Source organism: Pantoea sp. JGM49, from assembly GCF_018257655.1.
Lineage (GTDB): Bacteria > Pseudomonadota > Gammaproteobacteria > Enterobacterales > Enterobacteriaceae > Pantoea > Pantoea communis.
In genome coordinates this window covers 160719-186995 of sequence record NZ_JAERJM010000009.1, presented here as the reverse complement: position 1 = coordinate 186995, position 26277 = coordinate 160719, and the positions used below count along the sequence as shown (strand labels likewise).

General features: G+C 55.6%; 21 protein-coding genes. 7 read left to right on the top strand and 14 right to left on the bottom strand.

What is annotated here, in order from left to right:
* Nucleotides 1-68: 68 nt before the first annotated feature.
* Nucleotides 69-848 carry a TIM barrel protein gene (locus JK231_RS16785; RefSeq protein WP_211729097.1) on the bottom strand — a complete coding sequence of 260 codons (780 nt, stop codon included), beginning with the start codon at nucleotides 846-848 and terminating at the stop codon, nucleotides 69-71.
* Complete coding sequence (locus tag JK231_RS16780) at nucleotides 848-1846, bottom strand: Gfo/Idh/MocA family oxidoreductase (RefSeq protein WP_211729096.1); 999 nt, start codon at nucleotides 1844-1846, stop codon at nucleotides 848-850. The genes JK231_RS16785 and JK231_RS16780 overlap by 1 nt, the downstream gene beginning before the upstream one ends.
* A gap of 197 nt (nucleotides 1847-2043) precedes the next feature.
* Between JK231_RS16780 and JK231_RS16775 the strand changes: the two genes are divergently transcribed.
* The gene (locus JK231_RS16775; RefSeq protein WP_211729095.1) at nucleotides 2044-4002 is read left to right on the top strand and encodes a sigma 54-interacting transcriptional regulator; all 1959 of its coding nucleotides are present in this window, start codon (nucleotides 2044-2046) and stop codon (nucleotides 4000-4002) included.
* Between the two features lie 191 nt (nucleotides 4003-4193).
* On the opposite strand, the gene JK231_RS16770 is transcribed toward JK231_RS16775, so the two are convergent.
* The 4 genes from JK231_RS16770 to JK231_RS16755 form a co-directional block, all read right to left on the bottom strand.
* A complete protein-coding gene (locus JK231_RS16770) occupies nucleotides 4194-4871 on the bottom strand; it encodes an SDR family oxidoreductase (protein ID WP_058961842.1) in 678 nt (225 codons plus the stop codon).
* A complete protein-coding gene (locus tag JK231_RS16765; protein WP_211729094.1) occupies nucleotides 4868-6061 on the bottom strand; it encodes an exo-alpha-sialidase in 1194 nt (397 codons plus the stop codon). Before JK231_RS16765 ends, JK231_RS16770 begins: the two co-directional genes overlap by 4 nt.
* 1 nt (nucleotide 6062) lies before the next feature.
* On the bottom strand, nucleotides 6063-7484 hold the full coding sequence (locus JK231_RS16760) for a sodium:solute symporter family protein (protein ID WP_211729093.1): 1422 nt from the start codon (nucleotides 7482-7484) through the stop codon (nucleotides 6063-6065).
* Between the two features lie 254 nt (nucleotides 7485-7738).
* Entirely contained in the window at nucleotides 7739-8644 is a 906-nt protein-coding gene (locus JK231_RS16755; RefSeq protein ID WP_160834340.1) for a LysR family transcriptional regulator, read from the bottom strand.
* Nucleotides 8645-8728: 84 nt separating this feature from the next.
* On the opposite strand from JK231_RS16755, the gene JK231_RS16750 reads away from it, so the two are divergent.
* The gene (locus JK231_RS16750) at nucleotides 8729-9799 is read left to right on the top strand and encodes a tartrate dehydrogenase (RefSeq protein WP_097118991.1); all 1071 of its coding nucleotides are present in this window, start codon (nucleotides 8729-8731) and stop codon (nucleotides 9797-9799) included.
* A 104-nt stretch (nucleotides 9800-9903) separates the two neighbouring features.
* Here JK231_RS16750 and JK231_RS16745 read toward each other — a convergent pair whose 3' ends face one another.
* The 3 genes from JK231_RS16745 to JK231_RS16735 are packed head-to-tail and all read right to left on the bottom strand — an operon-like array spanning nucleotide 9904 to nucleotide 12993.
* On the bottom strand, nucleotides 9904-10719 hold the full coding sequence (locus JK231_RS16745) for a carbohydrate ABC transporter permease (protein ID WP_034826777.1): 816 nt from the start codon (nucleotides 10717-10719) through the stop codon (nucleotides 9904-9906).
* The gene (locus tag JK231_RS16740; RefSeq protein ID WP_038643559.1) at nucleotides 10719-11591 is read right to left on the bottom strand and encodes a sugar ABC transporter permease; all 873 of its coding nucleotides are present in this window, start codon (nucleotides 11589-11591) and stop codon (nucleotides 10719-10721) included. The genes JK231_RS16745 and JK231_RS16740 overlap by 1 nt, the downstream gene beginning before the upstream one ends.
* Nucleotides 11592-11649: 58 nt before the next feature.
* Nucleotides 11650-12993 (bottom strand): extracellular solute-binding protein, encoded by a 1344-nt coding sequence (locus tag JK231_RS16735; protein WP_097118990.1) that lies wholly within the window; start codon nucleotides 12991-12993, stop codon nucleotides 11650-11652.
* 531 nt (nucleotides 12994-13524) lie between these two features.
* Between JK231_RS16735 and JK231_RS16730 the strand changes: the two genes are divergently transcribed.
* Both JK231_RS16730 and JK231_RS16725 read left to right on the top strand, forming a co-directional pair.
* A complete protein-coding gene (locus JK231_RS16730; protein ID WP_160834342.1) occupies nucleotides 13525-14124 on the top strand; it encodes a GNAT family N-acetyltransferase in 600 nt (199 codons plus the stop codon).
* A gap of 13 nt (nucleotides 14125-14137) precedes the next feature.
* Nucleotides 14138-15229, top strand: coding sequence for an ABC transporter ATP-binding protein (locus JK231_RS16725; protein ID WP_211729092.1), 1092 nt, complete (start codon nucleotides 14138-14140; stop codon nucleotides 15227-15229).
* 99 nt (nucleotides 15230-15328) lie between these two features.
* Here the strand turns inward: JK231_RS16725 and JK231_RS16720 are convergent, their stop codons facing one another.
* A complete protein-coding gene (locus JK231_RS16720; protein WP_058961835.1) occupies nucleotides 15329-16450 on the bottom strand; it encodes an ROK family transcriptional regulator in 1122 nt (373 codons plus the stop codon).
* 26 nt (nucleotides 16451-16476) lie between these two features.
* Complete coding sequence (locus JK231_RS16715; protein WP_176505788.1) at nucleotides 16477-17352, bottom strand: BadF/BadG/BcrA/BcrD ATPase family protein; 876 nt, start codon at nucleotides 17350-17352, stop codon at nucleotides 16477-16479.
* A 267-nt stretch (nucleotides 17353-17619) separates the two neighbouring features.
* On the opposite strand from JK231_RS16715, the gene JK231_RS16710 reads away from it, so the two are divergent.
* Complete coding sequence (locus JK231_RS16710) at nucleotides 17620-18780, top strand: Gfo/Idh/MocA family oxidoreductase (protein WP_160834344.1); 1161 nt, start codon at nucleotides 17620-17622, stop codon at nucleotides 18778-18780.
* A gap of 101 nt (nucleotides 18781-18881) precedes the next feature.
* On the opposite strand, the gene JK231_RS16705 is transcribed toward JK231_RS16710, so the two are convergent.
* Entirely contained in the window at nucleotides 18882-20120 is a 1239-nt protein-coding gene (locus JK231_RS16705; RefSeq protein ID WP_097118986.1) for an MFS transporter, read from the bottom strand.
* A gap of 417 nt (nucleotides 20121-20537) precedes the next feature.
* Here JK231_RS16705 and JK231_RS16700 point away from each other — a divergent pair, with 417 nt between their 5' ends.
* Together JK231_RS16700 and JK231_RS16695 are read left to right on the top strand one after the other, a co-directional pair.
* Nucleotides 20538-21137: a hypothetical protein gene (locus tag JK231_RS16700; protein WP_211729091.1), complete on the top strand. Its 600-nt coding sequence runs from the start codon at nucleotides 20538-20540 to the stop codon at nucleotides 21135-21137.
* Between the two features lie 283 nt (nucleotides 21138-21420).
* Complete coding sequence (locus JK231_RS16695; RefSeq protein WP_038649714.1) at nucleotides 21421-23811, top strand: glucose/quinate/shikimate family membrane-bound PQQ-dependent dehydrogenase; 2391 nt, start codon at nucleotides 21421-21423, stop codon at nucleotides 23809-23811.
* A gap of 129 nt (nucleotides 23812-23940) precedes the next feature.
* On the opposite strand, the gene JK231_RS16690 is transcribed toward JK231_RS16695, so the two are convergent.
* Nucleotides 23941-25152 (bottom strand): MFS transporter, encoded by a 1212-nt coding sequence (locus tag JK231_RS16690; RefSeq protein WP_097118984.1) that lies wholly within the window; start codon nucleotides 25150-25152, stop codon nucleotides 23941-23943.
* Between the two features lie 110 nt (nucleotides 25153-25262).
* Complete coding sequence (locus tag JK231_RS16685) at nucleotides 25263-26153, bottom strand: LysR family transcriptional regulator (protein ID WP_211729090.1); 891 nt, start codon at nucleotides 26151-26153, stop codon at nucleotides 25263-25265.
* Between the last annotated feature and the right edge of the window lie 124 nt (nucleotides 26154-26277).

The following is a 26277-nucleotide window of genomic DNA, read 5'->3' as shown; positions in this document are numbered from 1 at the left end:
GATTCCTGTAGATTGAGGTTTTATTGTTATGACGCCGGGCAACAGGCAAATACCCGGCGGTAAAACGCTTAAATCGTGAAGTGATCGCGGAACTGCTCTAGCGCGGCGGTGCTGTCACCGCTGGCCCAGCCCTCCATCGCCACCGTACCGCTGTAACCCACTTCCTGCAGTGCACGCGCGATGGCGCGATAGTTGATCTCGCCGGTGCCCGGCTGCTGGCGACCCGGTACATCCGCCACCTGAACTTCACCAATGGCGGAACCGCTGCGGCGAATCAGCTCAATCAAATTGCCCTCGCCAATCTGCGCATGGTAAAGGTCGAGATTCATCTTTAGCGCCGGGCTGTTGACCGCTTCCACCAGCGCCAGGGTATCGGCGGCCAGCGCGAACGGGGTGCCGGGGTGATCGACCGGCAGGTTGAGGTTTTCCAGGGTGAACACGCGCCCGGCGCGTTCGCCCAGTTGCGCCACTTTGCGCAAGGTATAGACCGCTTTCAGCCACATCGCACCGGTTACCACTTCCACGGGTTTGACCGGCAAGCCTTTGTCATCCAGCCCGGTGCCGTGCAAATTTAATCCAGGGCAGTTAAGCCGTTCAGCCACCGCCAGCGAGGCTTCGGCACTCTGCAAGAGCTGCTGGATCTCGTCATCATCGGTGAGATTGCCAGTGAGGTAGCCGGTCATGGAGGTGAATCGCGCACCGGTCGCCACCAACGCATCAATGTCTTTATTGGCCCATCCCCAGATTTCAACGCCAAACCCCAGCGCGTGAATGCGTTTCACACGCTCAACAAATGGCAGATCGAGGAACACCATTTCGGCACAAACCGAGAGTTGATAAGCAGCCATTAGCGCGCTCCTACTTTGACAGGCAGGTTGTGGGTGACCGATTCAATACAGGCCAGCGCAATCTCCAGTGCATTGCGCGCGTCTTCGCCGGTGCGGATACAGCGGGCAAATTCGATCATCTCCGCCACATAGGCATCGCGCAGCAGATCCGAATCCATGCGCGAGGTCTCCATGCTGATGCCGCTGGCGCTGTAGCGCACACAGTTAGAAGAGGTGATATGGCCCGCCTGCAACATCCCCTTACTGCCAAACACTTCGCCGCGCACGTCGTAGCCGTACACTGCCTGGAAGTTGGCCTCTGCGATGGCAATCGCTCCGTTATCAAAGCGAATGGTCACCACCGAAGTATCCAGTAAGCCTTTATCTTTGAAGTCCGGCCGCACCAGCGCATCGGCGATGGCATACACTTCCACCGGCTTCGCCCCGTGGTTGAAATGCAGCAGGGTGTCGAAATCATGGATCAGCGTTTCGAGATAAATGGTCCACTGCGGGATGCGCGACGGATCGTGCAGCGCCGGATCGCGCGTTACAGAACGGCTCAACTGCGTAATACCGTTCTCGCCTGCCTTCACTGCCGCAATCGCCGCCGCAAAACCCGTATCGAAACGGCGATTAAAGCCCACCTGCAACACTACGCCTGCGCTTTTGGCGGCGGCAATCGCGCGGTCAGCTTCCTCCAGCGTGACCGCCATTGGCTTCTCACAAAATACCTGCTTACCGGCATTCGCAGCGGCAATCACCCACTCGGCATGGGTGCGAGCGGGCGCCGCAATGGCAATCGCATCAATTTCAGGATCGAGTAGTAGCGCATGCAAATCGCTATAGGCTTTCGCGACACCCAGCTTGCTGGCGAGCTTTTCCACTGCACCGGGCTGCGGATCGGCGACAGCTGCCAGCGTGGCGCCGGGGACGCGATATGCCAGATTCTCGGCGTGGAAGCTGCCCATTCGCCCTGCGCCAATCAGACCAACACGTACCGGTTGAAGATGAAATGTCATAAATCATTCCTTACTGTTTTGGATATGTCCGTTCGGGACAGGTGAGATAGGCATTTCATTGCAATCCAGATGCCAACTAAAAAGGGGCAATTTATGTGAGGAACCACACAGCGTTGCGTTTTGAATTGGTCATAAACTTTACATGTCAACTTCACATGTCAATAAAATGGACATTCCAGATTGACCAGGAGCCTCTGATGCGCGCCAGCGAACGTTTGCCGTTTAAAGATGAAAGCGACCCGATTTTCAGCCTGCCGGAAGGGGCTGAAGCGGGCGAATGGGATACCTTGCTCTGGCAGGGCTGGCACAGCTTTGTCCGGGGGGAACAACCGGGCTGGATGCGGCGCAGTATTTTGCAGTCATGGCAGCGATCGCAGCAGCGCGCCATCGATCCACACACCTTCATCTACACTTCGCCTCCTGCGGATGAGCTGAAGGCCATCCTGGCGCACAATACCGAGCTGATTGCGGTGGCGCGTAACGTAATGGAAAACCTGCTGGCCTATAACCCGGATGGCCATATCAACCTCACCGACGCGCAAGGTGTCACGCTGCATTTTTGCGGCGCTGATTTGACGCCGATTGGTAGCATCCTGAGCGAAGAGGTGCTCGGCACCAACTGCACGGCACGTTGCCTGATTGAGCAACGGCTGGTGTATGTGTTAAGCGGTGAAAACTGGAAGATCGATCTGCGTAAGCGCCACTACCAGTGCGCAGCCGCGCCGATTCGAGATGCCAGCGGCCAACTGCTCGGCGTGCTCACGCTCACTGCCACGCCGGATAATTTCAATGCCCACACGCTCGGCACGGTACAGGCCGCTGCAGAAGCGGTGGGACAACAATTAATGTTGCGCAGTTTGCTGGCAGAACAACAGTCGATCCTGGAAACCCTGAATGAGGGCGTGATCGTCTGCGATCGCCACGGACGGATCAAAACGTTAAACCGCTATGCGCGGCAGATCTTTAGTGGTCTCGATCCTCAAGCCGGGCCGATTGATGTGTTACTGCAACCCCAGGGAGGATCGCTGCTGACCATGCCATTCTGTAATGACCGTGAGTTGCAGTTTATCCCGGACGGCGTGCAGCCCCTCTCCTGTCTGATTTCATTGATGCCGGCACCCGATGGTGGACGTGTGCTGTCTCTGCGCGAGAACCAGCGCATCCGGGCGATTACGCGGCAGGTAATGGGCGTCAGCGCCAGTTATACCTTTGAGATGATCCGCGGCCACGCTCCGCGCGTGCAGCAAGCCATTCAGAAGGCACGCGCCAGCAGCCGCACAGATAGCACCGTGCTGTTAAGCGGTGAAAGCGGCACCGGCAAGGAGTTGTTCGCGCAGGCGATCCATAACGCCAGCCCACGACATCAGGAACCCTTTATCGCCCTCAACTGCGGCGCCCTGCCGCGTGACCTGGTGCAGAGCGAACTGTTTGGTTATGTCGATGGCGCATTCACCGGTTCCCGGCGCGGCGGCTCCGCGGGAAAATTCGAGCTGGCGGATGGCGGCACGCTGTTTCTGGATGAAATTGGCGAAATGCCGCTGGAGGCGCAAACCAGCCTGCTCCGCGTATTACAAGAGAGTGAAGTGGTGCGTATTGGCGCCGCGCATCCGCTTAAGGTCAATGTGCGCATCATTGCCGCCACCCACTGTAATCTGCTGGATGCGGTGGAAAAAGGCGCCTTTCGCCGCGACCTGTATTACCGTCTTAACGTGATTTCATTAGCCATTCCACCGTTGCGAGAACGTCAGGAAGATATTCCAGGTCTGGTGAATACGTTTATTCAGGCGCTCTGTACCCGCTTGAAACGTATCGCGCCGCAGGTGTCGTCTGAAGCCATGCACTGCTTGCAGACGTGGCACTGGCCGGGCAACGTGCGTGAACTGGAGAACCTGGTCGAACGCATGGTGAATTTGTGTGAAGGGCTGGAGATTGGCAAGCCGGATTTGCCGGAAGAGATGACGCAGCGCGTCTCGCCGCCACAATCCAGCGTTTTAACATCATTGCAGGAAAATGAGCGTCAGCATGTATTGCAGGTGGTGAGTGAGCAGAAAGGCAACCTGCGCCAGTCAGCACAGCAACTGGGGATTTCACGTACCGCGCTGTATAACAAACTGAATGTCTGGCAGGTGGATGTCACGGCATTGCGAGGGAGATAGGTTAAAAAGGGTTCATGTGCTTCCTTTAGCCCACCCGCTCTCGTCCCAACACTCCCTGAACCCCGGACGGGATTCAGGGAAGACGGATGAGGGGGAGCATATTGACCGCCATCTACAATGACGCTCTACCGTAAATCATTCACTCTTGCCCGGTGATTGCATCAGCTGCGGATAACAACACGAATCGCTATCTACAACGACGCTCCACCGCAGATAACCAATTCCTGCCCGGTTATTGCATCAGCAGCGGGGGACAGCACAAAACCCGCCAGCGCCGCCACTTCCTCCGGCTTGATGTAGCGCCCAATGGGCGGCAGCTTGGGTGGTGAACTGGCACGGCCAGGTTGCAGCAACATGGGCGTTTCAGTGGCACCGGGCGCGATCACATTCACGGTGATCCCCTGCGGCGCTAATTCAGCCGCCCAACTGCGCGCCATCCCAACCATTGCCGCTTTGGTGCTGACATACTGGCTGCGATGAGCGGCGCCGCGTGAGGTGCGACTGCCGATCAGCAAAATACGATCGCCCTGCGTCATCTGCGGCTGCAACGCGTTCGCCATGATCTGCGCCACCTGCACATGCAGATACCACAGGCGCGCGCTCTGCTCCTCATCGAGATCGCCGAGCGGCGCTGCCGCCATCATGCCTGCGGCATGCACCAGCGCATCCACCTTTGGCAAAGCGGCCAGCGCCTGCTTCAGCAAACTGGCATCGAACAGATCCACGCTCACCGAGGTAAAGCCCGGATGATCTTTCTTGACCAGTGTGCGACTGAACCCCGTCACCTGCCAGCCCTGCGCCAGCAGATGATCGGCAATCGCCGCGCCAATACCTGAACTGACACCCGTGACCAGCGCGTGTCGACTCATTTTTCGCCCCTCACCCACGCTTCGTTAACGCGGACGTACTTAATCGCCTGACGGAAATAGGTGTAGGCGATATGCAGTGCGCCGTCCTCACTTTGCTTGATGCTGGGATAGGAGAACTCGCGGTTGAGCTTCTGCTGCGAATTGTTGGTCATGCAGTAGCCGTCGCCTTCATCGAGATGACGCTGCCACGGCCAGCTTTGGCCGCCATCCGGGGAGATGGCCAGCGTCATCGGTGCACGCGGTGCGCCCCAGAACGCGGTACGTCCGCTATGCACCACCGGTTCAGCGGCCACCGCCACATCGTCATCCTCATCCTCATCTTCGATTTCGTCATACAGCGACAAGCGACGCTCGCTGGCATCTTTGGCACTCATGGCGTTGAACACCAGCGCCAGATGGCCGTTGTTCAGCGTGGTCACCTGAATTGAGGAGTTGTTGTTCGGCAGTTCCGTCGCCGCCGGCGCACTCCAGCTTTCACCACCGTCTACAGAACGACTTTGGTAGATAAAGTCTGCCCAACGACTGCGATACAGCGCCAGTAAACTGCCATCCTGCAATAAAGTAATGTTCATGTGCACGCAGCCGAGGCTATCCGGCACCGCCACATCGCGCCAGCTTTTGCCTTTATCGCTGGAGATTTTTACCGCGCTAATGTCATCATTACCGACCCATTTTACGCCCGGCTGAGTGCGGCAATAGAACACCGGCAACAGCCAGTTGCCATTCGGTAACACCGTAATCGGCTGGCGAATAAAGGTGCCGGGTTGATCGAGCAGCGTGTCGATGGCGCTCCAGCTGCGGCCAAAATCACGTGACTGGCGATAGCGCACAATCGCCGTGTCCTGATTACCGGACTTCTGCGCTGTCCATAACAGCCACAATACCTGGTCAGGATCGAGGAACAGCACCGGGTTCTGCTCAGAGCGCGTCGAATCATCAGAAAGTTTCTGCGCCTCACTCCACTGGCTGCCGCCTTGTTCCAGGCGCGAGCACCACACGGAGATATCGGCAATACCTTCCTGCGTACCACCAAACCAGACACACAGCAGATCACCGTTGGGCAGCGGCAGCAGATTAGCGGCATGATTCTGCGGACAGACCGAAGGCAGCATCGCCGTGAGCTGCTGCGCATCCTGCGCGTGCGGATGAAGGTTACCGTTACGTTCGACGGTAATCGTTGAATCGGTCATTTCAGGCTCCACTGTTTTGCATTGAAGATTTTGGTGCTTTTTTGTCGTACGTTTGTGCCGAAGGGATCAGGCGATCAATCACCATGATCACTGCTGGCGTAATCAACGCCACGTACATATTGTTGATGCCGAACGGATCGCCGAGCAGATACCAGACGGTGGTGACCACGCAAGCCCCAATCAGACCGGCATTCGCCCCTCGGGTACTTTTATAGAACGGCAGATAGAAGGCAATAATCGCCACCACCGAGATCGACAGACGAATCGCGCGGGTGAAGAAGGAGAGCTTCAGCACCTCGGGTACGAACAGCACCAGAATTAACGGCAGGAAACCAATCAGCAGCGACAACCAGCGCGTCATGCGGAATTCACGTTCTGGCGTCGGGTTGCGATACGGCACATAGAAATCTTTAACCACCAGCGAGGCAATCGCCAGCGCCACAGTACTGACACTGACGAAGATGGAGGCCACCAGCGAGGTGGTCACAATCCCCGCCAGCCATGGGCTCATATCCTGCAGAAACACCGGCAGTGCATACAGGCTTTTGATATCCGGATGCAGGTACTTCGCCGCCACGCCAATCAACGCAATGGCAATCGCAATCGGCATACAAAAGAAGAAGGCAACCCAGGTTGCACGCTTAGCGGATGCGGCACTTTTGGTGGAAGCAATGGCCTGAATGACAAACTGGGTGCAGAAAATCGAACCGATGGTGCCTATCATCCAGGCAAATATGGTGCTGGCCCCGATATTACCGTCCCACGTCCAGTAGAAATGCGGCATCTCTTTGATCATCGGGCTAACGCCGCCGGTCATATGCAGTGCGACGCCGAGAATGATCAGGATACCGATATATTTCAGTCCGCTGTGCAGCAGCGTGACCCAGGCAATGCCCTTCATGCCACCGAACATAAAGTAGAAGGTACTGACGATTGCGGTGATCACGGCCGCCGTGGTGAGATCGAGGTTCAACACGGTAGAGATCGCCGCTGCGCCGCTCACATAGTTCCCCACGTTCACCAGCAGCAGCGCATAGATCATGATGAGGGAAATGATGTTCTTGGTTGAGTTGCCGTAACGTTCAGCAATCGCACCCGAAATGGTGATTTTTCCGGTGTTATAAATACGCTTAACCAGCAGGAATCCAAACAGCGGGAAGCCAATCGCGGCACCAATCACCGACCAGGATGCGGCAAACCCACCTTCAAACGCCGCCTGGGCGGTACCAATGGTCGATTTTGCGCCAATGTACTCAGACATTAACATCACACCCACAACAAAAGCCGGCATCACGTTGGATCCCGCCATAAAGTCGCCGCTGTTTTTACTGCGCAGGCGCCAGGTCAGCCAGGTGGTAAACAGAATATACGCGATGACGATCCCGACAATAATCATCATCCCTTCTGCAGAAAACTGTTTCATTTTAGCCTCATTGATAACGTAGGGTCGTGGCCTGCGCTGGGCTTCACGCTTGCCGTTAATGAGGTTGCCTGTTTTGTTATTTTAGTGTCTGTGCACAACGGCAACCCTGTTTATGCTTATTGATTCATTTCACTCAAAACAGAATGAATTCACGCATAAGCAGGGCAATTTATAGGCTAATCAGCCAATGATTTGTTTGATCATGCTCACAAACAGTCAATTATGATTATAAATAATCAAAAATAACTTAATAGTTACAAGGCGGACTGCAAAAAATCCACAAAGGCGCTAATGCGGGCAGGTAACTGACGCTGCGGCCGCCACACCGCAAAAATATCCCCGTCCACGCTGCTCCACGCTGGCAGTATATGCAGCAGATCGCCACGCTCAATCATGTGCTGGGCATCCCACCAGGATCGCAACAAAATGCCGTGCCCATCCATCGCTAACTGCATCGCCACTTCACCATCGTTGGTGATCAGGCTGCCCTGCACTTTTTGCGTCACCTGCTGCTGGCCATCACTCAATCGCCACAATGCGAAATCGCTTTCGTACTGGCGTAGCAAAATACAGTTGTGCTGCGCCAGCGCCACAATACTGTCAGGCAGGCCGTGACGTTGCGCATAAATCGGGGCGCAGCATAGCACGCGTGGATTGGTGCGTAACTTGCGCGCGATGAGTCGCGCATCGGGCGGTTCGCCTATGCGGATATCAATGTCGATGTGTGAATCGATGAAATTCAGTGGCTGGCTGCTGAGCTGTAGTGATAACGAGACTTCAGGATGCAGCGCCGCAAAGCGCGACACGCAAGGGGCAACATGGCGGCGTCCAAATCCAAACGAGGCGTTGATGTTCAGGCTGCCACGCAGCACCGCCGCCTGGCTGCTGACCGACTCCTCCAGCTCCGCCAGTTGATCGAGCAAAGGGCGAGCCCCTTCCAGATAGCGTTTTCCTTCAGCGGTGAGCTCCAGCCGCCGCGTGGTGCGTTTAAGCAGTTGCACCCCCAGACGCTGTTCAAGGTGGCTGAGACGTTTGCTGACGGCGGGCAGCGACAACCCCAGCTCACGCGCCGCAGCGGTTAAACTCTCCAGCGCGGCGACGCGCACAAAGAAGGCCAGATCATCAGTCGAAGTGCGCGATTCTCTACTTTTATTCAACATTGGCTTGCCGCTCAGGCTAATTATTTCCCGGTGATGCATGGTTATACTGCGTTCAGAACATCAACAGCAACCTGTGAGAACCCTATGAGCGGCAAAACCTACAAAATCGCCGTCATCCCTGGCGATGGCATTGGCAAAGAAGTGATGCCAGAAGGCATCCGTGTAATGGATGCAGCGGCAAAGAAATTCGATATTTCTCTGGAGTGGCAATGGTTTGACTTCGCCAGCGCTGAATACTGGCAAGAGCACGGCAAGATGTTGCCGGATGACTGGTTCGCCACCCTCAGCCAGTTTGATGCCATCTATTTTGGCGCGGTGGGCTGGCCGGATGTGGTACCGGATCACGTGTCGCTGTGGGGATCGCTGCTGCAGTTCCGCCGCGAATTTGATCAATACGTCAACCTGCGTCCGGTTCGCCTGATGCCGGGCGTCAAAGCGCCGCTGGCCAATCGTCAGCCCGGCGATATCGATTTCTACGTGGTGCGTGAAAATACCGAGGGCGAGTACTCGTCCGTCGGCGGCACCATGTTCCCTGGCACCGACCGCGAAGTGGTGATTCAGGAAACTGTGATGACGCGCGTCGGCGTCGATCGCATCCTGAAGTTTGCCTACGAGTTAGCGCAGAAGCGTCCGAAAAAGCACCTGACCTCTGCCACCAAATCCAATGGCATTGCTATCACCATGCCGTATTGGGACAGCCGCGTTGAAGCCATGGCACAGAGCTATCCGGAAGTGAAAGTCGATAAGTATCATATCGATATTCTGACCGCGAACTTCGTGCTGCATCCGGACTGGTTTGATGTGGTGGTGGCCAGCAACCTGTTTGGCGACATTCTGTCGGATCTCGGCCCGGCCTGTACCGGCACCATCGGTATTGCGCCCTCCGCGAACATCAACCCGGAAGGGAAATTCCCGAGCCTGTTTGAGCCGGTGCATGGCTCAGCGCCGGATATCGCGGGCAAAGGCGTGGCAAACCCGATTGGACAGATCTGGTGTGGTGCGATGATGCTGGAGCACCTCGGTTACGCCGAAGCGGGTGCCGCCGTGCTGGATGCCATTGAGCGCACCCTGGCCGCCGGTTCTAACCTGACGCGCGACCTCGGCGGCAGCGCCTCAACGGAAGAGTTGGGTGCGGCGATCGCAGCAGCGCTGTAAATAGGCTTAACGGATGCGCCCGCTATCAACTCGGGCGCCCCAATGGCCACGGCCTGTAATGTTCGCAGTTGCAGGTGCTCACAGAGTCGTGCTCTGGCGCACCCCTACTTCACCGCCCCTTCCGTCACTCCGCTGATAAACTTGCGCTGGAACACCAGAAACACCGCCACCAGCGGCATGATCACAATCATCGCGCCCGCCATTAGCACTGGAATATCAATGGTGTTTTTGTTCTGGAAAAACATCATGCCGATTGGCAAAGTGCGCAGTTCATCCTTGTTGACCAAAATCAGCGGAATCAGGAACTCATTCCACGTCCAGATAAACAGCAGCAGCGCCAGCGTTGAGAGCGTGGGCCAGATGGCGGGCACCAGAATGCCCCACAGGATTTTGCGCCGGGATGCACCATCCATCACTGACGCTTCAACCAGTTCACGTGGCACCTGTTGCAGTGCAGTGGCAATCATCAACGTGGTAAACGGCAGTGATAAGGCAATTTGTGGCAGGATCAGCGCCAGATACGTGTTCGTCAGCCCCATCCAGCGCAGTTCGTGATAAAGCGGGATAATGAAAGCCTCACTCGGCAGCACCATACCCAGGCCCAGCATCGCCGCTATTACTTTCTTACCGGGGATTTTCAGCCAGGCAAAACCAAATCCCGCCAGAATCCCTAGCAAAATGCTGCTGATCACCACCGGAATCACTACCAGCACCGAGTTCATAAAGTAGACGTTGAAGTGCCCCTGCTGCCAGGCCGTCACGTAATTTTTAAAGTTCAGCGATGAAGGCAGCGTGAACACGCCCTGAAACAGCTCCATCTGCGTTTTGAACGAAGTCATCAGCGCCATTAAAAACGGCAGGATGGTCATCAGCGCGACAATCCAAATCAGTGCGCGTGAGACAACAGGCGTACCGCGCATCAGTGACGCTCCCGAATAGCAAAATGAATACAGGCGTTGATCATCAGCACAATCAACATACTGAACACGGCAACCGCAGACGCGTAGCCAAAGTAGTGCAGATCAAAGCCCTGCTTATACATAAAGATGTTGGTCACCATAGTCGACGTACCCGGCCCGCCTTGCGTCATCACATACACCAGATCGAAGGCCTTCAGGCTGGCAATCACCGTCAGCAGCAGCGCAATGCGCAGTTCCGGGCGCAGTGAGGGCAGCGTGATACGCATAAACTTCTGACGCCGTGAAGAACCATCCAAATCGGCGGCTTCTAATAGCGAGGGATCCATGCGCTGTAATCCAGCCATAAACAGCACCAGACAGAATCCAAAGAAATACCAGGTGGCGACAAAACCTACGGCCGGTAACGCCCAGGTGAAATCCCCCAGCCACGACAGAGCCAACTGCGGCAAGCCAATCGCGCGCAGGAACTGATCGATAGGACCAAACGCGGGGTTATACAGCCAGCGCCACACCACGCCCAATACCGCCATCGGCATGATGTAAGGCAGGAAAAACAGAATACGCAATACGCTGCGCTCTTTGCCGTTGCGCGTTTCATACAGGAAGCTGCACAACAGCAGACCGACGCCAATCGGCAGTAAGGTGTAAAACAACATCAGCAGCGCGTTGTTACCGAGCGCCACCCAGAAAACCGGATCCTGGAACATGCGCACGTAGTTGCTGATACCGGTGAAAATCGGCAAGGAGGTGCCATCCCACTCGGTGAAACTGATGCCGAGCGAGGCCAGCAGCGGCAGGAGTAAAAACACCGCATAGACCAGTACGGCAGGCAGAAGATAGAGCGCATTGCGCCAGGCAGATTTGTTCAGCATAACCTTACTCGCTTGCAGGCTAATTCACGGCCCGGCATTGCTGTCGGGCCGGACGTCATCAGTGCTTCAGGGTTTTCAGGTAACGTTGATAGTTGTTGTCGAAATTGGTGACCATCTGCTCCGGCGTCTGTCTTCCGGCCAGTAACAGCTGCACGTTCTGATTCAGCTCAGCATTCATGGTCGGCGTGGCCCAGTCCAGATAATGGCCGAGGCCATCATGCTCGTTGAGGGTCACCCATACCTGATACGTCTCCGCCAGCAACGGGTTATCCGCAGGGATTTGTGCATTCTTGCTGGTACCCGCCGGCAGGAAGCCCACTTTCAACCAGCGGTTAGCCATCTCATCGGAAACGATGTAGTCGATAAATTTGGCCGCCGCATCCTGCTGCTCTTTGGTTTTCGCGGTGTTGGTGATCGAGAACGCCAGATCGGTACCGCCCACCATTAGCGCATGCTGTACCCCCTCACCCATCGGCATCGCCGCGAAGTGCACATCTTTATTGTCTTTGAACTGACCGAGATACCAGGTGCCGCTCACCAGGAACGCGGCCTGACCATTCTGGAACAGCGTGGCCGCATCATCATGGCCAATGCCTTCGAAGCCAGGGAAGAAGTAGCCTTTGTCTTTCCAGCTTTTCATCATGCTCGCCGCTTTCACCAGCTTGTCGTCTTTGAAGGTGCCGCCGACGTCGTAAATCAGATCGTCGAGGGCTTTGCGATCTTTACTCTCAATCTGTGCTTCCCATACCGTACTCAGCAACTGCTGGCCCATATTGCCATCCAGCAGGCCGAGCATCATCGGCGGCGTACCCGCGGCTTTCAGTTTCTCCATTGCCGCTTCCAGTTCAGGCAGGGTTTTCGGTATCGCAACACCCGCTTTGTCCAGCAGCGCCTTGTTGTAATACAGACCCACCATTTCACCGAGACTCGCCACGCCATACAGTTTGCCGCTACCAAAGTCTTGCTTATCAGACCAGCGGTTACGCTTGAGGATCGAATCCGGGAAGCGCGTGGTCCAGCCGTAAGTTTTGGCATAATCGTCCAGCGGCCACAGCAGTTTGTCTTTCACCAGCGAACCCATATCGCCACCGCCCTGATTGACCTGCGCGATTTGCGGGCCATCACCGGCAGTCAGCGCCAGCTTCAGTGGAATGCGTGTGTCTTCAAAAGAGTGCACCGAGCGCTGGATGGTAATGCCCGGATTCTTCTGCTGGAACGCTTTAACCGCTTCATCCACGGCTTCGGTTTGCTGCGGATAGTTATAAATATCCCATTCGTTCAGCGTGACCGCTTGTGCCGTCGCCAGGGTCGCACCGAGCAAAATCCCGGCTGAAACCAGACGCGACACACTGCGCAGTGAGCTTTTCATACGGGACGGACGTTTGGTTGAATCACACATCATGCTCGGTTTCTCCAACAGATGACTGGCATCCCTTCATCGCGACACCTGCATGTCCTGGCAGGTTGATTCAGCAGCAATAATAACGACGTTAATTCATACTTACTTTATGAACAAAAGAAAGTCAAACACCCTCACTGCGGAATTTTTGCTCTGTGATACAGTGCAAACTGTGAGAAGAAAAGCGGGCTATGCAGTAGAGAATTCTGCATGACAGCCGCTGAAGCGCACACCATAAGAAGACATGCCTCTGCCGACAGCACAAATCACTCACGCCATTCCGCCGCATTAACCCACTGACAGACCATATGAAAATTCTATACTTATTGAGAGAGGTGAGAGGCCTCTGCGGCAAAATCATCCCAGAACACAGGCACCACAGGCTCTGCGCCGCTTCACGTGGCCGTTCAGGCCACCGTCCCCCCTCAGGATTTACCTCGATGTTGTGCGGTAGCGCAATTATTACACCTTGAAAACTAAGTCAGCTTTATTTACCGTAAAATCTGTTCATCTCATGACCACAGAGGCATCACCATGACGGCTAAAGGTGTTATTCGCCGCGCCAGCGAGAGCGATTTTCCGGCCCTGTCGCGCATCTGCTTAGAAACGGCCAATGCGGGCACTGACGCCACCGCGCTCTATTCCGACCCGGCACTGCCCGGCCTGCGCTTTGTCATTCCCTACGCGCGCTTTGCGCCTGACTTCGCTTATGCCCTTGAAATAGAAAGCGAAGTGATGGGTTATGCGGTGGCAGCACCGGATACACGCGCCTTCGAAGCAGAACTGGATGCGCAGTGGTGGCCGCCACTGCAACAACAATATCGCGACTACACGCCGCGAGCCCCCCTCGACAGCAAAGTGCTGGACGCCATCCTCCAGCCGGATACCGCTGCGGAACAACTGGTAGCGCAATGGCCTGCACATCTGCACATCAATCTGCTGCCGCCAGCGCAACAGGGCGGCTGGGGACGAAAACTGATTGAGCAGTTGCTGCAGGATCTGCGTGCCGCTGGCGTACCGGGTGTTTATCTGGGCGTAAGCCTGCAAAACGAGAAGGTGTGCGGCTTTTATCAACGTCTCGGTTTCACGCCCATTATGCGCAGCAACGCCATCTACATGGGCCAACTACTCTGATTGAGGCATCACCATGACCAGCCTGCATCTGCAAAGCGTTAAAAAGTCCTACGACCATGTGAATGTGATTCACGGTATCGATCTCACCATTAACAGCGGCGAGTTCGTGGTGTTTGTCGGCCCTTCCGGCTGCGGTAAATCGACCTTGCTGCGCATGATTGCCGGGCTGGAGGAGATCAGCGACGGCAAGCTGTTGATTGAAGGCGCAGACATGACGCACCAGCCCGCCACCGAGCGTGGCATTGCCATGGTGTTTCAGTCCTATGCGCTCTATCCGAATATGACGGTGCGCGGCAATCTGGCTTACCCGCTGGAAGTGATGAAGAAATCCAAAGCGGAAATTGAGAAAGCGATTAACCAGACGGCGGCGCGTCTGCATCTGACGGAACTGCTGGATCGCCTGCCACGTGCGCTCTCCGGCGGCCAGCGTCAGCGTGTGGCCATTGGTCGCGCCATCATCCGCCATCCACGTATTTTCCTGTTTGATGAACCTCTCTCCAATCTGGATGCTGAGCTGCGGCTACAGATGCGCATTGAGATCGCTCGCCTGCACGCCTCACTGGGCAACACCATGATTTATGTCACGCACGACCAGCTGGAAGCGATGACGCTGGCCGATCGCATCGTGGTACTTCGTCAGGGCAAAATTGAGCAGGTAGGTGCACCGATGGCGCTGTATCACGATCCCGACAATCTGTTTGTCGCCGGGTTTATCGGTTCACCGAAGATGAACTTCCTGCAGGCGGAAATCGCTACGATCGCGCCAGGTGCCGTGCAGTTGCGCGTGCCCGCATTGGGCATTCAAACGCTGACCATGAAGATCGACGCAGCCTGCCATGAAGGACAAAAAGTCACGCTGGGGATTCGCCCCGAACATTTCTCACCGGCGCAGCAGGAAACCGATACGCTGAGCTTTAGCGCTGATTTGTCATTCAGCGAGATGCTGGGGCATACCAACTATCTTTACCTGGATATCGGTGAGGAGAAGTTACTGGTGATTGAGGAGCGTAACGCGGCAGAACATGAGATTGGCGACCGCGTCAGCTATCAGATCAATGCTGAGCGCGGAATGTTGTTTGATGAGCAGGGATTGCGCCTGCGTTAAGCGCCTGAACGAAGCAAGCGCCGTAGTTATGCTACGGCGCTCTCCTTATAACGAGTGAACAACGTCGATGCAGATCGCGCCACTACAGCTATTGCTGCTTTAAGACACCGTCTCTTCATCAGCCTGCGCCGCCAGTAAATCCAACAGCTTATTCACCGCAAAACCTGCCGCACCCTGTGCCCACATCCGATTCGACTCAGTGAGGAACTGCAGCGGCGTCATCTGCGGCGTGATCTTCAGGCGATAGGTCTGGAAGCTCTGCGTAATGTGGTCGAGCAGGATGCGCGAGGCCATCTGCGGCTCCATCGCCAGATACACCACGTCAGGATCGTAAGCCACCGACAGATTCGCCAGCGACATGCCCAGATGCTGCCCGGCCTCCGCCAGCGCGCTAAGCACTTCAGGTGTGGGCTGGCTATCCAGATCGCGTAACGTCTGCGGCAGCGCCTCTTTCAGTGAAACTGCCACACGCTGCAAAATCGCCTGTGACGAGGCGACATCTTCCAGCAAACGTTCGGAGCCATCACCGAGCAATGACACACCAATCTCACCGGCTTTGCCATGGCGGCCGCGATAGAGCTGGCGATCCAGCAAGATTCCGGCCCCAATCCCTTTGCCAAAGGTGGCGATCACTGCTGACTGCGCATGGCCCAATTGACCAAATACCAGCGCGGCCATGGCTAAGGCATTGGCATCATTTTCGATAAAGACCGGCAGTGAAAAACGTTCTTCCAGCAGGCGTGCAATCGGCACGTTGTTCCAGCCCAGCGCGCGTGACAAGACGCAAACGCCGTTGCTGGCATCCACCAGCCCCGAGAGTGCAAGCCCAATGGCACCGACTTTCTTTCCTTCCACACCACGCAAAAACTTCGCCAGCGCATCACCCAGTTGCTTGGGGGTCATCGCGCCTGAAGGGATCTGCTGTTCGCCAATAATGTTGCCGCTGAGATCGGTTAAGACGATCAAATTACGTTCGGCGTTAAGCTGAATGCCCACCACACTGGCGTGATCCGGGTTGAGGCCGAGCAGGGTTTTCGGTCGTCCCATTGATACACGACGCAACCCCAGCTCCTGCACAATACCGCCGGAGAGCAAGCGGTTGGTGGCCTGCGAAACCGTGGACATACTCAGGCCGCTACGGACTTTGAGGTCAGACTGGCTGATTGGCGCATTTTCGACAATCAGCCGCAAAATGCGTGCAGTTACGTTGGGAGCGCTCATGGATCTCTTTTTTAAGTTAGAAGAGGCTAAGCCGGTTGCTGGCTGAACTGGCTGGCAAGGCGCAGTGCGCCGCTTAAGGCATCTCCCTGCGGCGGCACAAGCTGTGCAGCAATCTCGGCCGGTAACCAGGGCTGAATCGGCACCGCAAGCCCCCCCATCAGGGCCAGTTTGCCGTGACTGCGTGCCAGCAAGGGTTGCACCATCTGCACGATATCGGCAGCGGCCTGCTGCACCAGCGCAATGCCATGGGGATCGCCCTGCTGTGCAGCGGCAAAGACTTCAGGTACCACGCTGCCCCACTCGGCGGGTGTTGCCTGCTGTGACCAGAGTAACATCTGTTCCGGGCTGTGTTGATGCAACGCCATAATACGTTCAGTCAGCGCTGAAGCAGGCACGATAGCTTCGTGCGCCAGCAACGCTAAGCGCCGTGCACGGCGTCCAAGGATGGCGCCTGAACCGGCATCCGACAGGGCAAAACCCCAGCCACCCAGCAGGGTAAACTGCGCGCCGTCCCAGGCTGCGCCCTGGCTGCCCGTCCCGACAATCAGCACCGCGCCTGGTGCACCATCGTGCGCACCCGCGCAGGCGATCTCGACATCGGTAAACAGATAACGCGCCTGACAACGAGGCTGCCAGCTTTGCAGCCGTGAATGCACCGATGCCACATTGGCCCCCGCCAAACCCGCCACCAGCAGGGTGCGGTCACGCGCATCAGCAGCCAGCCCCGCTTGTTGAAAGAGCGTGTCGATGACCGATTCAATGGCGTTGATGGCGGCATCATACTGCGACCAGACATTGGCGGGCCCGCCCGTTGCTTCCGCCAGCACGTGGCCAGCGTGGTCCGTCAGGCGCCCGCGACAGTGTGTACCACCGCCATCAATACCCAGCAAAAGTGATTGCACGCGCTTCCTCCTGCCTGCCACGAACGGCATGATGCTTATAGATGTGCGAAAGATAGGGGAAAAAAACTTAAATCGCAATCACAAATAAATACGCATTCCGTATAGTTAATTAATATTCATATAAAACATAAAGATAACAAAAAGTACCAATTTGAGATCGGCGTTACGGATTGACATTAGTTTTTCTGCCGTAATAAGTTAATGGTCAGATTATCAGCAGCCTGATGGGTCGGGCAGCTAACAAGCAACGGGCTTCAGGGGTACAACATGAAAGTGGGCATTATTGGTCTGGGCTTTCGTCTTTCCCATGTGGTGAAAGAGTTCAACAAAGCTGACGCAGAGTTCTCCGTGGTGGGTTACGTCGATCCGGCTCCCGCTGGCTTGCCAAATCTTCACACCTTCGGTATTGATGCCGGGAAGGCGTTCGACAGCGTGGATGCGCTGCTCCAGCACGGTGGTTTCGATCTGTTGCTGGTGGGGTCACCCAACTTTATGCACCTCGAGCATATCCGTCAGGGGCTGGCCGCCGGTTACACCGTGTTTACCGAGAAACCGGTGGTGATCAATGAAGAGCAGACGATGGCGATGGCGCAACTGGTACAACAATATGGCCATGAGCGCATTCTGGTCGGCCTGGTGCTGCGTTACTCACCGCTGTATCACGATCTATTGAACGCACGCGATGAAAATCGTCTCGGTGAAATCACCTCAATCGAAGCCACTGAACACATCAAGCCTTATCACGGCGCCTTCTTCCAGCGCGACTGGCGACGTCTGGAAAAATACGCCGGTCCTTATATTCTGGAAAAATGCTGCCACGACATCGACCTCTATCAGGGATTGGTCGGTGAGCGCCCGGTACGCGTAGCCAGTTTTGGTGGACGTAAGAACTTCACCCCGCAGCATGCACCCACCGGCGCTGTCACACCGCAATCTGAGGTGTATCACGTGAAGCCCAGCGGCTGGTCGAGCACGGATGCGGTGTTTGACGGCGACGCCGATATCGTCGATTACCAGACGGCGCTGATCGAATACGCCAATGGCGCAACCCTCGCCTTCCACGCCAACCTCAACGTGCCGGATGAATTTCGTCGTTTCTGCGTGATGGGCACCGACGGCATGGCCGAGGGCGACTTTGTGCGTAACTACTTCCGCGTACACAACGCCCGTACCGGCGAGCGTGAAGTCGATACCACCTACAGCGGCAATGCTTATGACGGTCACTATGGTGCCGATGCGTTGATGGCTGAAGAGATCGTCAAACACATTAAACAGGGAACGCCACTGAAAGTATCCGTGGTGGATGCACTGGAAGCGGGTCTGACCGCGATCAAAATCGATGAAGCACGAAAATCGAAAACCGTGGTGGATATGACAGACAGCTGGAAACAATTTGACGCCAGCCTGGGGAAAACCGCGACCGTATAAGGTCAACCTCCCCGCGCAGATCCCCCTTTGCGCGGGGCTTTTCATGGCAGTGCAGAGTGGTGACATCATTAACCGGCCCGCGAGCCGGTTTTTGTTGGCACTTAACCTGCGTTTTCATTCTCCAGCTTCTGCCGTTTGCGCAGATGCGGGAAAATAGTCATCCAGACCGCTACCACCACCAGCGTGCCGATCCCGCCAAGTGCTGCGGCAGGCACCGCCCCCATCCACGCCGCCAGCAAGCCTGACTCAAACTCGCCCAGCTGATTTGAGGTGTTAATAAAGATGGCGTTGACCGCATTCACGCGACCGCGCATGTCATCCGGCGTATCCAGTTGCACCAGCGCGCCGCGAATCACCATGCTCACCATGTCGAACCCACCCAGCGCGGCCAGCGCCAGCAGAGAGAGCCATAATTGCGTGGAGAGCGCGAACACCAGCGTGGCGACCCCAAAGCCCGCCACCGAACCAAACATAATCATGCCGACGTGTTTTTCCAGCTTGTGACGGCTGAGCCACACGCCAACAATGAGCGCCCCTACAGAAGGTGCACCGCGCAGCATGCCCAATCCCCAGGGGCCGGTATGCAGAATATCCTGCGCGAAGATCGGCAACAGCGCGGTGGCACCTCCCAGTAACACGGCGAACAGATCGAGAGAGATCACACCCAACACATCTTTGCGCTCACGAATAAAACGCACGCCCGCAAACATGGTGGTGAGATTCATCGGCATCCGCGTTTGGGGTGGACGTTCATAACGAAGGCGGCTGACCAACACCAGAGAGAAGAGATAAAACAGGGCGGAGACGCCGTAAACCACCTCGGGACCGGCCACATACAGCAGGCCACCTAAGGTTGGGCCGACGATCACTGCAGCCTGGCCGCCCACTGAACTCGCCGCCATGGCACGCGCGAGAATCGGTGGAGGCACCAGCGCAGGGAGCATCGACGTGATCGACGGCCACTCCAGCGCTTTGGCCACGGAGATCAGAAACACCAGTCCCCAAATTTCAATTTTATCCGCCCAGTGCATCAGCGTCAGTGCCACCAGGCCAAGCAGAGCTAGCCATTCAATCAATTGCCCGACCAGCACAATGCGGCGGCGATCAAACTGGTCGGCAAGATGGCCGGCCGGCAGAGCCAGTAATACCGAAGGCAGGAACTGCATCAGGCCAATCATCCCCAACGCCATCGCGCTGTGCGTAAGGGCGTAGATTTGCCAGCTAACCGCCACGGAGAACATCTGGAAACCAAACGATGAACAGGTGCGCGCCAGCCAGAAGGCGACAAACGACCTGTGCCGCAACAGAGAGTCTTCTGCTGCGGATAACGGTGAAGCCATATTTTATCCCATCCTAAATCATCTTCCGGCCAGCATCATTGCACCAGCCTGGTGAAAAGCCGTTTACCGACTCTCATTATCATTTTGCGGCCACAGAGTGCGACATCTGACGCTGGCAAGCAATGGCTAGCCGTGCGCTTTAAAAACAGTTGCTTATCTAAAATTTAACTAAGCATAGAGTTCTGAATATTAGCAGGCTGATTGTTTTCACCTGAAAATATCTGAATCATTCCAGAAATTCCAATAACTCAATATTAAATACATCTTTTAGCCGCCATATCTCTCTATCAGAGACAGCTAAAAAAGGTGACCTTAACAAACATTTCGATCTATATTGGAAGCGTAAAGATCACAGCAACCTTGCCGTCCTTATAATAATTAAGACGTTCCAGTTAATTAATTTATTCATAGAGATAAATGGAAAACAGTTCATACAATCCTTATGTTACTGAGCGTATCCGTCGCCTCGACGGGGCACTGATGGGCGTGTGTTATTCAGCACCCTTTATGCATTGTGAACAGGAAAGCACAGTATTACTTAACGGAAGCAACATAATTTCACTGCACAATCAGTTGCCCGATGCGCCCGAACGAATAATTATCCCTTTAGTGGGAAATAGTCTTGCGTGCTTTTTAAAGGCGCCAGAAAATTATCCCAGCCTGCAAATGGAAAATGTCTCCCTTGCTATCAATTATGCCAGTTTAGTTAAGCATGAAGCGGCATTGCGAGAAGCCGTACAGCATCACGCATTCTGGCTTTATGATTTGGCTCCGCCAGGAACGTGCTGGAAGAATATTGCCTCTTTTCCCTTCAGTGGAATTGTCCTGAACGATGATTTCTTCAATGATAATTATCTCAAGTTCAGCTTTCCCTTTTTGCTCGGATCCTGCCGGGAAAGAGAAGCAGAGGTGATATTACGCACTCCGCAATTAACTCTGCCGTTGTCTGTCTATGAAGACCTGCAACTTTCTGGCTGTCAGGAACAACGCACCAGCAACACCCTGTTTGAAGTGTAAACGCTTACACGAAATGCCGCCTCTTGCCGTTATGTCCCGATCTCTTCGGGCATAACGTTAGAATATCCTCATAAAATGTCGCACTACTACCATTCCACAAGCGCAAAGCACTAAAAAAATCAAACCCGTTAACGTTTTTAAGATAAAATTTAACGCAAAGGGATCATCTGGCGTAACGGAAGCGCTGCGATCGAACATTTTAAGTCACTTCGTACTCTATGTCGGGAAACAACCTAATGCGTTGTTTCCTTTTAAGTTTATGGCAAAGAAAGAGGTTAATATTATGGGGAAAGCTTCCTCATCTTTTGGCGTGATTCGCTTTTTGACGGTGCTGTTCGCACTGCTCACAGGCGCATTTATGCTGGTAGGCGGTGTATGGCTAGCCGCAATTGGTGGTTCCTGGTACTACGTTATTGGCGGTGTGATTATGTTGATCACCGCTATCCTGCTGTGGCGCCGTAGCGGTGCAGCGATCATGCTGTATGCACTGTTGCTGTTGGCAACGCTGGTGTGGGGCGTTTGGGAAGTTGGTTTCGACTTCTGGGCGCTGGCACCACGTACCGATGTGCTGGTGATCTTCGGCATCTGGCTGATTCTGCCGTTTGTGTATCGCGGTCTGAATCATGCAGGTAAAGGCGCGCTGGGTCTGATGGCCGTTGCGCTGATTGCCAGCGTGCTGGTGCTGGCGTGGGCAGTGTTCCACGATCCGCAGGAGCTGAACGGTGAAATCCCAGCGGCGGCAGATAATGCCCCGCAAGCGCAGCCGCTGAGCAACATCAAGGATGCTGACTGGCCTGCGTACGCGCGTGACCAGCAAGGCACGCGCTTCTCTCCACTGAAGCAAATCAACACCGGTAATGTGAAAGAGTTGCAGGTAGCCTGGCAGTTCCAGACGGGCGATCTGAAAACCCCGAACGACCCAGGTGAAATCACCGACGAAGTGACGCCGATTAAAATCCGCGACACCTTGTATCTCTGCTCACCGCACCAGATTCTGTTTGCGCTGGATGCAAAAACCGGTAAGCAGAAGTGGAAATTTGATCCGGGCTTAAAACCGAATCCAACCTTCCAGCATGTGACCTGTCGTGGTGTCTCTTACCATGAAATGCCAGCAGCAGCGGATGCGTCTAACACCCAGCCTGCGCTGTGTTCACGTCGCATTTATCTGCCAGTGAACGACGGTCGTCTGTTCGCGCTGGATGCCGAAACCGGTGAACGTTGTGCCGCGTTTGGTAACAACGGTGAGCTGGATCTGCAGCACAAACAGCCGGTACTGACCCCAGGCCAGTATGAGCCGACTTCACCACCGATCATCACGGATACCACTATCGTGATTGCCGGTGCGGTCACTGATAACTACTCTACCCGTGAACCGTCAGGCGCTATTCGTGGCTTTGATGTGAACACCGGTAAACTGCTGTGGGTGTTTGATCCGGGCGCGAAAGATCCCAACGCGATTCCAGATGATGAACATACCTTCACCATGAACTCGCCGAACTCCTGGGCACCGGCAGTATACGATCCAAAACTGGATACCGTATTCCTGCCAATGGGCGTGACGACACCAGACATCTGGGGTGGTAACCGTACGCCTGACCAGGAACGTTTCGCGAGCAGCGTACTGGCACTGAATGCCACCACCGGCAAGCTGGTGTGGTCGTATCAGACCGTGCATCACGATTTGTGGGATATGGACCTGCCGTCACAACCGACGCTGGCCGATATCACTGACAAAGATGGCAACACCGTTCCGGTGATTTATGCCCCGGCCAAAACCGGTAACATCTTTGTCCTGGATCGTCGTACCGGTAAGCCAGTTGTCCCCGCACCGGAAACTCCAGTGCCACAGGGCGCCGCGAAAGGTGACCACGTTTCTCCTACTCAGCCGTACTCCGAACTGACCTTCCGTCCGAAGAACAATCTGACGGACAAGGACATGTGGGGCGCGACCATGTTCGACCAACTGGTGTGCCGCGTGATCTTCAAGCGTCTGCGCTACGAAGGTCCGTTCACGCCGCCGTCTGAGCAAGGTACGCTGGTGTTCCCAGGTAACCTCGGTATGTTCGAGTGGGGCGGTATCGCGGTAGATCCACATCGCCAGATCGCGATTGCTAACCCAATGGCGCTGCCGTTTGTCTCTAAACTGGTGCCACGCGGTCCGGGCAACCCGATCGAGCCACCAGCCGATGACAAAGGCGGTTCAGGTACTGAAACCGGTATTCAGCCACAGTACGGTGTACCGTACGGCGTCGAGCTGAATCCGTTCCTGTCTCCGTTGGGTCTGCCATGTAAACAACCGGCCTGGGGCTATGTCTCAGCGGTTGACCTGAAAACCAACGAAACCGTGTGGAAAAAACGTATCGGTACCGTTCGCGACAGCGCGCCGGTTCCGGTTCCGTTCAAAATGGGTATGCCAATGCTGGGCGGCCCAATTACCACGGCCGGTAACGTGTTCTTCATTGGTGCGACTGCTGATAACTATCTGCGCGCGTTCGACACCAACACCGGGGAAATGCTGTGGCAGGCACGTCTGCCAGCCGGTGGCCAGGCAACACCGATGACCTACGAAGTGGATGGCAAGCAGTACGTTGTCATTGCTGCGGGTGGTCACGGTTCGTTTGGTACTAAGCTGGGCGATTACGTCATTGCCTACGCACTGCCAGATGCTAAATAAGTTTCTGGTTTGATGTGACAAAGGCGGGCTGCGAAGCCCGCCTTTTTTATTGTCTCACTGCCTGCGCTCTGGCGTATCGCGTCATTATGAAGAAGCTAAAGGTTGTTCGAAGCGCCATACCTGTCGCCGTTACGGCTTCTTTAACACCCGCGCATTTAACAGCGCGCACAGCGCCATGATCACACAAGTCGCCAGAAACACTGGCCGCATGCCGAAAGCACCGCCAACAAATCCGCCAAATAACGGACCTGAGACCTGACCGACATACTGGGCCGAGGTCGAATACCCCAACATTTTCCCCACCTGCCCTTGCGGCACATTGTGGCGAATCAGCGCCGTTACACACGGCATCAAACCGCCCAGCGCCATGCCCATCAGGAAACGCAGCACCACTAACTGCCAGGCTTCGGTGATAAATGCTTGAGGTATTAGCAGCACAGCACAGGCCACCAGGCCATACACCAGCACGCGGCCATGCCCTATTCTATCCGCCAGGCGCCCCAAACGCGGCGCAGAGAGAATACTGCCCAGTGCAGCCGCCGCCATCACCACGCCCGCCGTCACCGTAATCGCATGATCGCCCTGCACGAACTGACCGATATACAGCGTGATAATCGGTTCAATCGACATATTGGCAAAAATCAGCAGCATGCCGGACAGCCACATCAGTCGCACCAGTGGCAGATTGACCGGCTTCTCACTCTCATCGTGAGTTTGCACCGTTTTTTTACCCGGCTGACGCGGTGCTTCTTTTAATAAAAAGGTGGTGGCAAGGAAGGCGAGGAAAATCACGGCGCCGGTCAGCCAGAAGGTATGGCGAATACCAATCAGCGGTGGCAACACCCCGCCCAGCAGTGGCCCCACCACGTTACCCGCCATAATGCCGGAAGACAACACACCCAGCGCCCAACCCGTCTGCTCTTTTGGCGTTTGCGCCGCGACCATGATGGTTGAACCCGATGCGTAGCCCCCCAATAATCCCGCCAGCAAACGCAAGGCAACCAGTTGCCACGGCGCCGTCGCCATGCCAATCAGCGACATGGCAATCGCCATTCCGAGGCTGGCACGAATCAACATCAGTTTGCGGCCATAGCGATCCGCCAGTTTTCCCCACAACGGCGCGGTTAACGCGGCGCTGAGGAAAGTGGCACCATACGCAGCCCCCGACCAGCGTGCAATCGCGGCAGGTTCCTGCACGCCAAGCTGCTGCACATACAGCGGCAGAAAGGGCAGCAGCAACGTCATCGCCACAATGGTGCTGAACGAACCCAGCACGCAGACAAACAAATTACGTTTCCAGTGTTGCTGCTCAGGCGCTAACACTGTTGATGATTGCGACATAGTCATTCCCTGTTTTTGCTTTTTTAGCAGGCTAACAGCGGAGCACGACATAAAACAGGGAGAGAGAGATATTTGCCAACCAGCGTAATATTGTTGTCAGGCAACAACAATTAACTGCCGCTCAAGGCATTGATTAACGCATCACACAGCAACGTCACGGGGGATGAGGGTTGCGGCAGCTCTTTGAGCAGCAGATAACTGTGTAAACGGTCCATTTGCCACTCGGGCAACACCTGTTGGATCTCGCCGCGCCCCAGCGCCTCTTGCGTCATATACGCTGGTAAATAAGCGATGCCGGTGCCGGCCAGCGCCGCATTCAGCAGCGCCATGCTGTTATTGGCGCGGAAACGGCTATGCACATCCAGCGCCAGCCGCTGTTTATCGCGACGAAACGGCAGTGCGGCCGTATGCGCGGGACCGTGGAACAGCAATAAATCGTGACGCGTCAGGCGCTCTGGATGGTCGATAGCGGGATGCGCTGCCAGATAATCCGGCGTGGCATAGAGTCCCCACTCGATGGTGCTCAGTTCGCGATAATTAGCGACTTCCGGCGCGCGCGCACGAATCACTATCGCCACATCCGCGCTGGGCTGCGGATCGTCGCTAGTGGTGAGGTCGAGATCGACATTGATATGAATATGATGGCGGATAAAGTCATTCAGAGTGGGGACGACGCACTGGCAGCCATAGGTGATTGGCGCCTGTAAGCGCACATTACCCGCGGGCAGTTGATGAACCTGCTGCACAAACGCATCGGCGCGGTGCATCTCTTCCAGCATGCGGGTACAAAACGGATAGTAAGCCTGACCCAGCTCGGTCAACGCCACTTTCCGCGTGGTGCGCTGCAGCAGTTTGATGCCGAGTCGCACTTCCAGCCGCGCGATTTCGCGACTGACATGGGATTTAGAGACGCCTAAGGTTCGCGCGGCTTCACTGAAACTTTGCCGCTCAACGACGCGCGCAAACAGCATCATGGCGGTGAGATTGTCGCTGTTGTCCATGTTCTCTGGTGGGTAACAAACGGAGAACAGCAGCTTAAAAGTAAAAGCAGCAATAAGCACCGAATTTAATCAGCGCACATTGCGGAGCGGCGTAATTTATCGTGTAACGCCTTCGCGATTTACT

Bases quoted from the DNA above. Each gene is read 5' to 3' on its own strand.
- JK231_RS16785 (WP_211729097.1), bottom strand. From the start codon at position 848: ATGGCTGCTTATCAACTCTCGGTTTGTGCCGAAATGGTGTTCCTCGAT.
- JK231_RS16780 (WP_211729096.1), bottom strand. From the start codon at position 1,846: ATGACATTTCATCTTCAACCGGTACGTGTTGGTCTGATTGGCGCAGGG.
- JK231_RS16775 (WP_211729095.1), top strand. From the start codon at position 2,044: ATGCGCGCCAGCGAACGTTTGCCGTTTAAAGATGAAAGCGACCCGATT.
- JK231_RS16770 (WP_058961842.1), bottom strand. From the start codon at position 4,871: ATGAGTCGACACGCGCTGGTCACGGGTGTCAGTTCAGGTATTGGCGCG.
- JK231_RS16765 (WP_211729094.1), bottom strand. From the start codon at position 6,061: ATGACCGATTCAACGATTACCGTCGAACGTAACGGTAACCTTCATCCG.
- JK231_RS16760 (WP_211729093.1), bottom strand. From the start codon at position 7,484: ATGAAACAGTTTTCTGCAGAAGGGATGATGATTATTGTCGGGATCGTC.
- JK231_RS16755 (WP_160834340.1), bottom strand. From the start codon at position 8,644: ATGTTGAATAAAAGTAGAGAATCGCGCACTTCGACTGATGATCTGGCC.
- JK231_RS16750 (WP_097118991.1), top strand. From the start codon at position 8,729: ATGAGCGGCAAAACCTACAAAATCGCCGTCATCCCTGGCGATGGCATT.
- JK231_RS16745 (WP_034826777.1), bottom strand. From the start codon at position 10,719: ATGCGCGGTACGCCTGTTGTCTCACGCGCACTGATTTGGATTGTCGCG.
- JK231_RS16740 (WP_038643559.1), bottom strand. From the start codon at position 11,591: ATGCTGAACAAATCTGCCTGGCGCAATGCGCTCTATCTTCTGCCTGCC.
- JK231_RS16735 (WP_097118990.1), bottom strand. From the start codon at position 12,993: ATGATGTGTGATTCAACCAAACGTCCGTCCCGTATGAAAAGCTCACTG.
- JK231_RS16730 (WP_160834342.1), top strand. From the start codon at position 13,525: ATGACGGCTAAAGGTGTTATTCGCCGCGCCAGCGAGAGCGATTTTCCG.
- JK231_RS16725 (WP_211729092.1), top strand. From the start codon at position 14,138: ATGACCAGCCTGCATCTGCAAAGCGTTAAAAAGTCCTACGACCATGTG.
- JK231_RS16720 (WP_058961835.1), bottom strand. From the start codon at position 16,450: ATGAGCGCTCCCAACGTAACTGCACGCATTTTGCGGCTGATTGTCGAA.
- JK231_RS16710 (WP_160834344.1), top strand. From the start codon at position 17,620: ATGAAAGTGGGCATTATTGGTCTGGGCTTTCGTCTTTCCCATGTGGTG.
- JK231_RS16705 (WP_097118986.1), bottom strand. From the start codon at position 20,120: ATGGCTTCACCGTTATCCGCAGCAGAAGACTCTCTGTTGCGGCACAGG.
- JK231_RS16700 (WP_211729091.1), top strand. From the start codon at position 20,538: ATGGAAAACAGTTCATACAATCCTTATGTTACTGAGCGTATCCGTCGC.
- JK231_RS16695 (WP_038649714.1), top strand. From the start codon at position 21,421: ATGGGGAAAGCTTCCTCATCTTTTGGCGTGATTCGCTTTTTGACGGTG.
- JK231_RS16690 (WP_097118984.1), bottom strand. From the start codon at position 25,152: ATGTCGCAATCATCAACAGTGTTAGCGCCTGAGCAGCAACACTGGAAA.
- JK231_RS16685 (WP_211729090.1), bottom strand. From the start codon at position 26,153: ATGGACAACAGCGACAATCTCACCGCCATGATGCTGTTTGCGCGCGTC.